Source organism: Bacillus sp. FSL M8-0063 (genome assembly GCF_038005545.1).
GTDB lineage: Bacteria > Bacillota > Bacilli > Bacillales > Bacillaceae_G > Bacillus_A > Bacillus_A wiedmannii.
In genome coordinates, this window is sequence record NZ_JBBOTJ010000004.1 from 49,744 (window position 1) to 62,479 (window position 12,736).

The 12,736-nt window shown below is 41.7% G+C and carries 14 protein-coding genes; 12 read left to right on the top strand and 2 right to left on the bottom strand.

Annotated elements, in window-relative coordinates:
• Positions 1-115 precede the first annotated feature (115 nt).
• The 4 genes from MKX31_RS28305 to MKX31_RS28320 all read left to right on the top strand — a co-directional run bounded on the left by MKX31_RS28305 (position 116) and on the right by MKX31_RS28320 (position 1,911).
• Entirely contained in the window at positions 116-586 is a 471-nt protein-coding gene (locus MKX31_RS28305; RefSeq protein ID WP_340981884.1) for a hypothetical protein, read from the top strand.
• A gap of 12 nt (positions 587-598) precedes the next feature.
• On the top strand, positions 599-1,303 hold the full coding sequence (locus MKX31_RS28310; RefSeq protein ID WP_340981885.1) for a nucleotide excision repair endonuclease: 705 nt from the start codon (positions 599-601) through the stop codon (positions 1,301-1,303).
• Between the two features lie 152 nt (positions 1,304-1,455).
• A complete protein-coding gene (locus MKX31_RS28315; protein ID WP_340981887.1) occupies positions 1,456-1,668 on the top strand; it encodes a hypothetical protein in 213 nt (70 codons plus the stop codon).
• Between the two features lie 60 nt (positions 1,669-1,728).
• Positions 1,729-1,911: a hypothetical protein gene (locus tag MKX31_RS28320; RefSeq protein WP_340981888.1), complete on the top strand. Its 183-nt coding sequence runs from the start codon at positions 1,729-1,731 to the stop codon at positions 1,909-1,911.
• Positions 1,912-3,442: 1,531 nt separating this feature from the next.
• Here the strand turns inward: MKX31_RS28320 and MKX31_RS28325 are convergent.
• Both MKX31_RS28325 and MKX31_RS28330 read right to left on the bottom strand, forming a co-directional pair.
• Positions 3,443-3,643, bottom strand: coding sequence for a hypothetical protein (locus MKX31_RS28325; protein WP_340981889.1), 201 nt, complete (start codon positions 3,641-3,643; stop codon positions 3,443-3,445).
• A 594-nt stretch (positions 3,644-4,237) separates the two neighbouring features.
• Complete coding sequence (locus MKX31_RS28330; RefSeq protein WP_340981890.1) at positions 4,238-4,792, bottom strand: tyrosine-type recombinase/integrase; 555 nt, start codon at positions 4,790-4,792, stop codon at positions 4,238-4,240.
• 109 nt (positions 4,793-4,901) lie between these two features.
• On the opposite strand from MKX31_RS28330, the gene MKX31_RS28335 reads away from it, so the two are divergent.
• The 8 genes from MKX31_RS28335 to MKX31_RS28370 all read left to right on the top strand — a co-directional run.
• Complete coding sequence (locus tag MKX31_RS28335) at positions 4,902-5,342, top strand: phBC6A51 family helix-turn-helix protein (RefSeq protein WP_340981891.1); 441 nt, start codon at positions 4,902-4,904, stop codon at positions 5,340-5,342.
• The gene (gene terL, locus MKX31_RS28340; protein ID WP_340981892.1) at positions 5,342-7,099 is read left to right on the top strand and encodes a phage terminase large subunit; all 1,758 of its coding nucleotides are present in this window, start codon (positions 5,342-5,344) and stop codon (positions 7,097-7,099) included. Before MKX31_RS28335 ends, terL begins: the two co-directional genes overlap by 1 nt.
• Before the next feature lie 77 nt (positions 7,100-7,176).
• Complete coding sequence (locus MKX31_RS28345; protein WP_340981893.1) at positions 7,177-7,671, top strand: nucleoside 2-deoxyribosyltransferase; 495 nt, start codon at positions 7,177-7,179, stop codon at positions 7,669-7,671.
• 51 nt (positions 7,672-7,722) lie between these two features.
• Positions 7,723-9,327 (top strand): portal protein, encoded by a 1,605-nt coding sequence (locus MKX31_RS28350; protein WP_340981894.1) that lies wholly within the window; start codon positions 7,723-7,725, stop codon positions 9,325-9,327.
• Entirely contained in the window at positions 9,320-10,255 is a 936-nt protein-coding gene (locus tag MKX31_RS28355; RefSeq protein ID WP_340981895.1) for a phage minor capsid protein, read from the top strand. Before MKX31_RS28350 ends, MKX31_RS28355 begins: the two co-directional genes overlap by 8 nt.
• Positions 10,256-10,410: 155 nt before the next feature.
• Positions 10,411-11,043 (top strand): hypothetical protein, encoded by a 633-nt coding sequence (locus MKX31_RS28360; RefSeq protein ID WP_340981897.1) that lies wholly within the window; start codon positions 10,411-10,413, stop codon positions 11,041-11,043.
• 76 nt (positions 11,044-11,119) lie between these two features.
• Positions 11,120-12,301 (top strand): SU10 major capsid protein, encoded by a 1,182-nt coding sequence (locus MKX31_RS28365; protein WP_340981898.1) that lies wholly within the window; start codon positions 11,120-11,122, stop codon positions 12,299-12,301.
• Between the two features lie 45 nt (positions 12,302-12,346).
• Positions 12,347-12,736 (top strand): hypothetical protein (locus MKX31_RS28370; protein WP_340981899.1); only part of this gene is annotated, 390 nt, incomplete at its 3' end.

A 12,736-nucleotide genomic window follows, 5' to 3' on the forward strand; every position in this document is an offset into this window, starting at 1 on the left:
GAGACGAATTATACGAGGGTATGCCGTGATCGCTTCGATCGCTGCTATTCTCACATATGTACTAATTACACAATAGGGCGCTATATAAGCGCTCTTTTTAATAGGGGGAATCTATATGTTAAAAGCGGGCGATAAGGCTATATTAAAGATCTCATTCGAAATGGTAGAGCGTGGCGGCGATTATACATTCGACGATCATGCGGACGTAGAACGACATATACGTGGTGATATGGTCGAGATCCTACGAATTATCGATAACAAAACGGACAAGCGAAAACATGATAAACTAGCGGTTATTTATAACCCGAAAACATTCGCATCGACTACGGTATCTATCGAGCATTTAGATCCGACCAAAGGCGAAATTAATATTAACGTACCTGTAAAGGTTGATATCGATCATAAGAAGATTGCGGACGCATTAACGAGTTTAAGCGAAAGCGTTAAGGTATTCGTAGGCGATCCGAAAAAGGTCGTCAAAGGGGATCTAGGAAAAGATATGAAGATCACGGCGAAAGAAATATTCAAAGATACGTCGATACACGTTGGCGGCGTGCTGCATAACAACAATAAAATAACATACTAAGGGGTGGCGAAAATGGGGAAATTACGCACAAAGAAAGCGAAGGTAGAGTATATATTACGAAAATATCCTGCTACGAGGATCAACGATAGATTACTTATTCTTATGTACTGGAAACACTTCGATAACATTACAACGATCGACGATTGTGCTACGGCAACGCCATCGGAAACGATCACGAGATTAAAGCGTAAGATCAACGAAGAGGGGCGCTACGTGGTATCGGACGAGCAACGAAAAGAGATCTTAAAAGCTGAATTCGAAAAGGCTGCGAAGTTTAAAGAGAAGTTAAACGATAATCGATTCGACGACGGTATGATCTCGATTAAAGCACCTAGCGTACGTAAATCGGTGTTTATCGATCATTTAAAAAGCGATATGCGTATTATCGAAGATCTGAAAATGGTAGGCGGCATATATACGATATACAACAAGTTTAGCAATCCTTTATATGTCGGCATATCAAACGATCTATTCATGCGTACATATTCGCACGTTAACGTAGTTAGCTCAAATAAGAGATTAGCGCATTTAATTCGTGAAGGCGTGGCGCATAGAATCGACTATATGTATGTTAGTGATATTACGCATAGAGAAGTATACGAAGCCCACTTAATTCGTACTATGCGACCGTACTGCAATATCGGAAAGACTGGACTTCGCCGTAGTGCCGACGAAGACATTATAAAAGAATACAGAAATCATATACGGAGCGCCTAAAGGTGCTCTTTTTTGCGTTTATATAGGCGTAAGCACAAAAACATTTGAAAGAGGCGGTAAATATGATTCTAGACGTACAGATTAATGATCGAAAGCCGACGGTCGGCGATGTAGTGGCGATTTAATGGAAAACAAATCGAGGTAAAAACGGTATGGAGGGCTATATTTTAAGCAATCATCGACTAGATGATTGCGGCAAAACGTACAAGCTGCTTAATGTTAATGGTGAATCAATAGCGTTCGATAACAATTCGATCGATGGACTAATGAAAGAGCTTGCGAAACATAGTACCGTAGCTGCATTCGAAGTATATCCGAAACACGAATTCAAACTAGCGCTAGTACCGATTGGCGGTGCTGAATAATGGAAGGGCGATATCATTAAAGAGAAAGCGGCGTACTTATGCGTCAGGGTTCACGGTGGTATGAGACACGCCCGCGTAGCGTTGCAAAATTTAAACGGAAAGAACTTCACATTCTTAAAGCCTAACGAAAAATCGATTATGTGCGAGCTGCATCGATTAAACGAAAAGGGCGATTTAACATTCGAACATTATCCGCAAGACGTATCATTCGCATATGAGAATAGCAAACGTAAATATAAATAAGAAGACAAAAAGAAGGCGGCGATCTATTTTCAGATCCCGCCTTTTTCTGCGTTTGTCAACAGCTATTTTATGCGCCTTATAATCTTCTCTATATTTCGTTATCCTTTCAGTTAAGAGCGCTAATGCAACGGACAAGCCGAAAGTGACGCCGATAGCTGCTACGATTAAATTGCCGCTTGCTTTTGCTGCGGTCATGATTACGAATGTGACTGCGATTAACAGATAGAAATTACGTCTATTTTTCATAGTATATTCGTGGGCTTTACGTGTTATAATGAGAGAAGGCGTATTGTGAGTACGCCCTCTATTCAATTATTTTTTCGCAAACCTTGACGAGATTTTAAATCGCTTCGTTTTCTTTCCGTCTTCGTTTATGTATTCAAATTCGAATTCAACAACTAGGGCGGAAATGATAAACGTTGCAATTGTATATCCGTGGTCTACAAAAGTTGTAACACGTTGTCCACTTCGTAACCTCCTTTCTTTAACTTACTTATATTATAAAATTGATATGACGAAGATGTCAATAATTTATTTTAGACAAGTTTTTTAATATAAGAAACCGTGTGGTTTTACTTATATTTTTAACGTAAATAACGCTAAATTAACGATAAATGTACGGTATCACCGCTAATACGTACCACATTACATATAATTGACGGTATTTATATGATAAATGTAGTTAAATGTACGCTAAATAGGGCGTTATATAGTCTCTATTTTTACACATAATTAACGATAAATATATGCCGTTATATAACAAGGCGACATACTGATATAACAATAGCCCGCACGTATTTCACAATAGCCCGTTACCTATACGCAATAGCTCGTTATATAACACCCCGATATAACAAGGCGCATATATGTCGGTAGTAATAGGCGTAATAGGTTACGTATGTTTACGGGGATTAGATACTCACAACGTTAATAATGCACGTTAAATGTACGGTTAACAGGCGCTAATATATCGGTAGTTATATGGGTATGTATGGCGTAGTGTGTCGATAGTATTATGTGATAGTGATATGCGCATAGTGTACGAGTGAGTGGCGTGAAGAGTTGCGATTACTTTCATCAGCAAATCTCTTTGAGAGAGAAGGACTTCAAAACTCGAGGGGTTTCGAAAGAGTCATCGACTTTCTTTATTCATTATCTTATTCATTCAATCGAAATCATTTGCGAAAGAAGAATCGCTTTGAATCAACGTTTTGTTTCGTGCATAAAACTTATTCGAAATCATTTTTTCATTGAATGTCTTCGAAAGTCTTTTAAATCAATATTTCAAAGTAATTAACGAAAGTAACAAAAGTAACTTGTGTTGCATTCTTCATGCATCGAAATGAATGAGTCATTCACCAATCGAGCCGCCCCGAATCGAAATTCGCCGAAGCCCCCGCAGCAACGGTATTCACAAAGCGCGCACCATTTTTAACTCGAAGGGTTTATACGCAGCAGCTAACGACACTTTTGCGCAGCCTATACAAAATCCTATCGTAATTTATGACGTTAAGAACTTCTTAACGACTAACTACCCAAGATCCTGCCGAATATCTTCCGAATCTAGTCGAGTCTCGACCGATGTTTTTAAATATGATATCGCAGCAAGTCCGCCTTTATAAAATGTTACGTCGCTATCCGTTCCCTTTTTTCGTGCCTCGTCGATCAATCCGTGTAATAATCCTTCGTGCAACGCTATCCAGTCGTATAATTGATCTCTTTTTACGTACATACAACGACCTCCTTTTCTACATTATCGACTATTTCCGCATATTTTAATCCTATCGCATATCTATCGATTACAATTACGCAACTAGCTTAAATGGCGTTCTAACGTATATTCGAGTCCTATCGTATTCCTAGCGTATAAAACGTCTTACGATCGAATCTGAAGCATTTAAAGAGTGTCGACCTTTTTATCGTAATTAATATCGCATTCTTTTATTAACGTATTTACGCATTAATTATCGTTCTAACGTACTTACGATCTTTGGGCGGCTTTTTGCACTTATTATTTATATATTCGCTGCGTAATTATCTACGAGAACGTAGTGATCGTTAATATATATATTTATATATTATAGCTATTGTTTAAAAGAGTAGTTATAGTTAGTGTGACGTTTTACTCATGTGAGCGTTTCGTCAGACGGGTAATAATTCAAATAATACAATATAGTAAGATCCGCCCCCATAATGCGTAAAATAGATTAGTTTACATCGTGTATACAATTAATACGCAATCTATCGCACATATATTATGAAGAGAACTACGGATATAACGCAAAAAAGAGCGCTACCCACACGGGCGGCGCTTTTTGTCGTTCTCTTATAACGATAGTGAAACGGTGTTATAAACATCGTCGATCTTATCTTGCGTAATTCCGATATAGTGTAGCGTTGTTTTTTCGCTCGCATGGTTAAAGATGCGTTGCAATAGCGATAACTTAACGCCACCTTTATAAGCGTGATAGCCGAAAGTTTTTCGCAGCGTGTGCGTGCCGACTTCTTCAAGTCCTGCGCGTTCTGCGGCTTCGTTAAGAATTCGATACGCTTGTACGCGTCCGATCGGATTCGATCCTTTACGCGATGGAAATACATAGTCTTCGCTATATCCAGTAATTCCCGCATCTTTGATCTCTTTCTTAACTGCGTCACTGATCGTTAGTTTTCGCGTTTTCTTCGTTTTCTGCTCAACGATCACGATATGAGAGTGAAAACGATTCTTTTCATTATAGAAATGCGACGCTTTTAACGATAGAAGATCCGAGATTCGAAGACCTAAGTTAATTCCCAAAACAAATAGTAATTTATTGCGACCGTGTAAGGCACGTTTCATTTTATTTATATCTTTCTTGTGTCTGATTGGTTGTACTTCTTTCATTTGGTGTTGCCCCCTTATGTATCATGACGAATGTTTTTGTTACATTCATTATCACATGATATCGCAAGGGTGTCAACGACTTTTTTAATCCAATTAAGGAGGGCTAAAAATGGCAACGAAAAAAGAATTAGAATCGAGATTAAATTTAAAGCAGCGAGAAGCGGCTTTTATGTTAGTAGAAAATGAGTTAGCAATGGACGAAGACAAGAAAACGCAAGAAGAAATCGCGACCGAACTAGGCGTGACGCGCATGTGTCTTTATAAATGGCGCACGAAGAATAAAGCGTTTATCGATTATAAAAACATGATCGCGGACGAGTTTCTATCGGAAATGCGACCGTTCGTATATAAACAGTTAATGCGTACAATCGGCGGCGCACAACCATCGATTAAAGGTATCGACCTGTACTTCCGACGACATGCGTTACTTACGGATAAGAAGATTATCGAGGATAGCACGTCAGACGGCGTTCGCAGCAACGCAGATCTAGCGAAAGAGTTAGAGGAAATCAAGGCTATGACGCAAGGTACGAAAGAAGGCGATCAATAATGTGGATCGGCTCGAAGTTTTTAAACCGTGAAGAAAGGGCGGAAAGGATCGCGATCGTAAAAGATCGCCTTTCCTCCTTCGTCAAGCTATACGAAAGCGGCGACGCAAGCGAATACCATATCGAAACTATGCTGCAAGATAAGGCGGATCTAGTGCGATTAGAACGCGTACACCGCGCCGAAGTCGATAATGCATACTTTACGATGGAATATCTATCAGACGGGCACAACCTCGAAAATGACGATAATATTATACAAAATTCAGACGATGGCGAAGCCCATCAAGGTCTCGAAGAAATGGCGGGAATACATAAAGAGTTCTTCGGTTTATGTGACGATGTAGACGCAGGAACGGGCACAAACCTTGCAATCGCCGCGCCCCGTGGTCACTCGAAGTCGGGTATCTTCTCGAATGCGTACGTATTAAAAGGTCTAGTATTCCGTCAATTATCGCATAGATACATATTAGTAATTTCCGAAACGGACGACCTATCGAAAAAATTGATCGGTTGGTGTAATAAGCAGCTTAAATTCAATAAAAAGCTGATCGAAGATTTCGGATTACTTCTATATGAAAATCCAATGGCTAACGAGCGCGATAATGAGGCTTCTTTCATTACGCTAGCGAATCAATTAGTCGAAGCATCGTCGTCAGGAAAACAATTACGTGGAAAACGCCACGGCGCGCTGAGACCGACAACATGCGTGACGGATGATCCATCGTCCATGAATAACGAAGGAACTAAAGAGGCTCGTCAAAAACTGATCGATTGGTTTAACGCCGTTGTATTACCGATCGGCGGCAAAACTACGAATCATATTCTAGTAGGTACGATGGTATCTGCGACGGGATTACTAGCGCACGTATTAAAGCGTCGAGATTTCCGACCGTGTTTCTATGATGCGATCGTATCAGAACCGAAATTCCCGAAAATGTGGGAAGAGTATACGGATCTATATCTACACGGCGAAGACGGCGCAGCGGACGAGTATTTCCAATTAAACGGCGACGCTATGATGTTAGGCGTAGAAACCGCGTGGGAATGGCGTTGGACTTATAAAGCGTTAATGGAACGTAAGGCGAATATGGGAACGAAAACGTTCAATTCTGAGTATCGAAACCGTGCTTTTTCGGAAGATGAAAAGTTCTTCTTCACGGATCAATTCGGCTACTACGAATTTCGTCAAGATCTATATACACACGAAAGAGTATGCGTATACGACGGGGAATCGTATAGACTACGCGATATGTCAATATCTGCTGCGTGGGATATCGCAATGGGTAAAAGCGCCCGATCGTGCTACAACTCGTTAGTAATAACGGGAAGGCACGAATCGACTGGGCGCATTTTTGTGTTGGAAGAATATGCAACAAAAGAACCACCACACAAATTTATGAAAGGCATTATTGATCGTGTTCGTGAATTCAGACCGAACATTCTCGCAGTCGAGACGATCAACGCGCAGCACGAATTTTATCGTCAGTTACAAGAAGAGTTGCCACGTCAGGGAATCTATTCTACGAAGGTAGTCGATGTAAGATCGCAAAAATCTTCGAAAGAACAACGTATCGAATCGTTAGAACCGTATTGCGTTAACAAATCGTTGATCTTTAATAGACATCATAAGTTATTACTAGATCAGCTAGACGCATATCCATACGGCGATTACGTAGATAGTGCCGATGCATTACAAATGTCAGTCGAGCACGTCGCGCGACCTCGCGGTGTTGTACGTGATAAACCTGTTTGGTTATAGACAAGCGTTTATATAGGCGTAAGGATGGCGGTACTTCGGTATCGTCTCCTTAACACATATAAAAGGAGTTGTCAAATATGGCAAATATCATCGCAACATACGTTAACCCTAACAACATTCTAAATCTACCAAAACGCCCGTTAAAGGTGTATCTAGCGTCCCCATTCTTCAATGACGAAGAGATCGAACGCGTTGCATTCGTAGAGAAAACGTTACGCGAAAGAGGTCTAGAAGTATTCAGCCCTCGCGAACATCAAAACGAACATTTAGAATTCGGATCGGTAGAATGGCGAAAAGCTACGTATTTAAACGACTGTCATGAGATCCTAAAATGCGATATCGTTGTCGCAGTTCATTCGACGGATAGCGGCACAAACTGGGAACTAGGCGCAGCAGGAGCGTTACAACGTCCCGTAATCCTATTCGATGATAATACGGATCTACCACGAAATATTATGCTAACAGAATCGTGTCACGCATTCTTAGAAGGTCGCGAAGCACTAGAAGCGTATAACTTCGACGTTAAGCTAAACGAGCTCGAAGAAGTGTATTACGAAGGTACGGTTATTTAATTGCAGCGCTCTTAATGGGCGCTCTTTTTTATTTATATAGGAGGCGATAGTATGACAAACCATAATAACCACGATCAGCACGATCAAGCAAACGAAACGGAATACAAGCCGAATAATACGTTATTCGAAGTCGGCAAGATGTTCCCACCAAAAGACGATCTACCACGTTTAGCAGATTACGAAATCGGTCGCAAGCTATACGAAGGTGATTTTAAGCATCTACCGAAGCGAGCGCAGGAAATGTTAAAAGATACACCGCACGCAGAACGATTAAATTCGTTATATCTAGCGGTCAATCTATTAGACATCATCGTCCAAAAGCCCGCCGATCTTATGTTTAACGAAGATCCAACGTTCGAAAGCGGACAATCACCCGATTCATTAGAGCAATCCCGACTAGCTGCAATCGTAGAAGAAAACGATCTTACTGCGTTAGGTCAAGAATTAGTCGTAGGCGCAGGATTCCGAGGCGATTCGTTCATTAAAACGTATTTCTCATATCGACAAGATCTTAGCGAACTTCCGTTTATTCCGAACGGTGTACAAATGGAATCGATCATCGAGTCGCAAGATCCCGCTACTGTTTTTCCCGAACTAGCACGAGGGTCGAAAAAGAAGTTCAAAGCGATCAATATCGCGGCGATCGAATGGGTTATTCAGCAGGACGGAAGCGAAATACCGTACCTTAACGTCGAACGTCACGTAGCAGGTTTCATTCATTATAGAAGATTCCGATTATCTTCGAAACCTAACATTATTACGAGATACGGCGTTAATCAGGAACAATTCGAAATTATGGAAGAAGTACATTCGGACTTTAGCGTAATAGAAACGAACGTACCTATGATTCTAGTACGTCACATTCCATATAAAGCAGTCGATACCGATTGGAAGGGTATCAGCACTACGAAAAAGATCAAATCGCTGATTTACGCCATCAACGATCGTCTAACGCAGATCGATTATATATTAATGAAACATAGCGATCCCACCGCTTACGGCGTCGATCTTCAAGAAGTAAATCTTTCATGGGGTGGTCGTTACATTCCATTAAGAGACGGCGAAGTCGCACCCGCTTATATGACGTGGGACGGAAAGTTAACGGACGCATTCAAGCAACTGGAAACTATGATTAATCTAGTATTCCAATTAGCGGAGACGCCGCAATGGTTATTCGGTACAACGATCGGTAATGCGGGCGGTACGGGAACGTCACATACTGACGGTAGTGCGATCAAAGCGCGATTTATGCCGATCCTATCGAAAGTCAAACGTATTCGTACGAATGTCGATCGTGCATTACGAGATTCGTTATATGCTGCGCAGCTACTAGAAAACGTAGCGAATGAAGGCGAAGGTTTCCAACATTACGACGCGGTGTACCCAAAAATCAGATGGCGCGACGGTCTTCCCGCTAATGAGAAAGAACAAGCGGAAGTTATGCAGATCCGTACGGGTGGTATGCCTACTATCGATAGATTAACGGCTATCAAAGATATGGATAGTTTAGACGACGCACAAGCGCAAGCGATGATCGAACGAATCAAAGAGGACGAAAAAGCGTTAACGCCCGCAACGCCGAACGTCTTTAATGAAGAAATCGAACTAGAATTACCTAAAGAAGAAGAAAAGGAAGACGAAAAAGTAAATGGATAAAAGAACAACGCCGACTTACGACTATAACGTAGGTCGGCTCGTTTTAATTTATAAGCGGGCACTAAAACGAATCAATGCAGAAATAGAACAAATGAAAATAGAAGATCTTAATCGCGCTACTGGGATCGCACTAATGCATAGTATCCAATCAGAACTATATACGATAGATCGCGACGCTAAAGAGTGGATCAAAGAAAACGTACCGCTAGCAGCAAAAGAAGGGATCGCCACTACGCTACATTCGCTAGGCTATGCGGAAACAATGAAAGAAGCGTTGTTAATGGCTCGATTCAGTCAAGTAAATAGCGAAATGGCGAGAGTCGCCGCAGTGGACACGATGAAAAACGTTCTTGCAATTACCGAGAATATGGCGGAACAAATGCAAAAGGGAATTCGAATCGTATCTGCGGAAGTCATTTCGGAAGGTATCGCAAGATCTCGAAACTCGACGGTAATGTCGGACGAGCTAAAAGAGAAGATCAAAGAATTAAAAGATCAATTAAAAGATTCCGTTAATACTGGGATTATCGACAAAAGCGGTCGCCGTTGGTCGGTCGAGCATTATACGGAAATGTTAAGTCGCACGAAATTAACCGAAGTACAAAAACAAGCTACGGAAAACGAGGCGTTAAGGCGTGGCGCTTATTATGCGACTATCTCATTCAATGGATCGACGAAAGATGCGTGCCGATATCATCAAGGGCGCATTATCAAACTGACGCAAGAAGCCGAAGGGAATTACCCGACGTACGATCAGTTAAAAGGAACGGGACAGATATTTCACCCGAATTGTAAACACCATATCGTACCTATTCGTGATCCCGATATGCTAGACGACTTTTCGAAGGATCTAGCCGAAAAGCAAGAAAAGATCGGACAAGCTGCGGAAAAAGCAGGTGTAAGAGCGCCGAAATTAGATGATGAATAAAAAAATTAAAAAGTTTACGCAATGTATACAATAAAGTACCCATCGGCTCGACATATAGTATGAGGAAGTAAGAGAGAGGCAAATACGAAACAAGCCTTACGACGGGGTTAAACATCGGAATCTATGACCGACGGGTTAAAAACGGGGGTATTAGCATGACAGAAAAATTAGACCTAACTCATGAAGAGGAAGTAAAAACGGATGAGTTAAAGGACGGCGAAAAGAAAGTCGATCTAACACAATCCGAATTAAACGATTTAATCGCACGTACGAAGAACAAAGTCAAAGACAAGTATTCCGACTACGACGAGATTAAAGCGAAAGCCGAAGCAGCACGTTTAGAAAAACTAGACGAAGTTGAACGAGCTAAAGAAGCAGCGGCAAAGAAAGACGAAGAGATCGCAGCAGCTAACGAACGTATTGCAGCATTCGAACGTGAAAAGCGTGAATCGAAGGTTACAAGCGCATTCGACAAAGCGGCGAAAGCGGCGCACATTCCCGAAGAGTATTTAAAAGATGCTCGAATGTTAGCGGAAATTACTGACGAAACGGAAGTCGAAAAGATTGCCGAAATCGTTACGAAGCTAGCTACGGATCGCCCGTACTTAGTTAAGAAAGAAGAAGTTAAGCAACGAGAAATCGGCGGCGCTTCGAATGGAGGTTCTACTAAAACCGAAAAGACTGACGAACAAGTGTTAGCGGAATTAGCGGCACAGGTTCGCAAGTACGGTCGAGTAGAAGACAAGATTAAATATGCGAACATGAAGCGTAAGTTAGGGCGTAAATAGCCTTTAACATAAAACAAATAAAATATCAAGTCGTCCAAAATAGGCGGCTTTTTCTAATTCATAAGGGGGAACTAAAATGACAGTTAAAACAGAAGATAAGATCTATTCAGAGGACTTAGTAGGCGTAAAGGAATCCGTAACGGACGAGTTTTTATTACTTAATCCATTACAAACGCCAATGTTAGATTTAGTAGGATTCGGACAAGCAGTTACGACCGTAGAACACGTTTGGTTCGAAGACGAAATGTTCGAGCAAGAAACGCAAATTACTGCGGCATTAGATGCATCAGCAACAGAAATCGAAGTAGCTAGCGTAGAGGCATTCCGATTCGGTGCGGTTGTCCGTGTAGGTGACGAATTAATCTTAGTTACAAAGGTCGATGCAGGTGCTAAAAAGTTAACGGTAGTTCGTGGATATGCGGAAACGGAAGTGGAAGCACATGAAGCAGTGGAAACAGTAGAATTCATGTTCGTAGAAGGACACGAAGGCGCAGACGCTCGCGACGCTCGTTACAAGCCACGTAAGCGTGTTTCTAATATCACGCAAATCTTCGACGACTCAGTAGAGTTAACAGGAACGGCAATGGCTATCGCTCAATACGGCGTGGACAACGAGTATGAGAAAGAGAAGCAAAAGAAACAACTAGAATTAGCGTTACAACTAGAAAAAGCGATCGTTAACGGCGTACGTTACGAGAATGGCAATGTTCGATTAATGTCGGGAATGCGTTCATTCATCAAGACGAATAGAGTTAACGCTGCTAAAGAACTGATTTCGTTAGATTTATTAACGGAAGCATTCCGACAAATCTTCGAAAAAGGCGGCATGAATGGCGGCGGTAAGCACGTAATTATCGCAGGTGGTTCGCAAAAGGTTGCGTTAAGTAAGATTCAAGAGGCTGCAATCCGAATCACTCGTCAAGAAAATAGCCGTGGTGTAGTCGTAGATCACTTCGTATCTGACTTCGGTAATGCGGAAATCGTTCTTAACAACAACCTACGAAACGACGAGATCTTCGTGGTAGATGCGAACCGTATCGGCATTCGTCCACTACAAACTCGCGAATTCTCACACACGTTCTTAGGCAAGAAAGGCGATTACATGCAAGGAATGTTAGTAGGCGAGTACACGCTAGAATTACTACAAGAAGCGGCACACGCTCGTATCGTTAACTTAGGCGTTGAAAAGCGTCTAGGTAGCGAAAGCAGCTACGACGAGAGCAGCAGTGAAAAAATAATAACGAAAGGTAACGACTAGGGCTTCGGCTCTAGTCGCTTTTTCGTATACGGGAGGTCGTGATAGATGGAAAGAATCACAGCAGCGACGGAACATATCGACGCTTACGTAATCAGCAACGAAGATTGGCACGACGCAGACGACGACAAAAAGGTTCGTATTATGAACGCAGCAGGTAGAACGCTTCGAAAGAAATTCAAGGGAAATACAATCCCCGATAATGCGATCTATGAATTTTCCGCGTTTCTAGCGATCGTTTATAACGATACGAATAAGATGCAGCAGCAAGGTATTGCGTCATTCAACGTTACGGGCGTAGGTTCATTCACATTCAAAGAAAACAACGTTAAAAATGCGACGGGGCAGTCGCTTTCCGACATAATCCCCGATAGTGTTATCGAGTTAATCGAAGAGGTTAACGATAGTCTTCATATTTCGGGTCGTAATGTGGGGTGG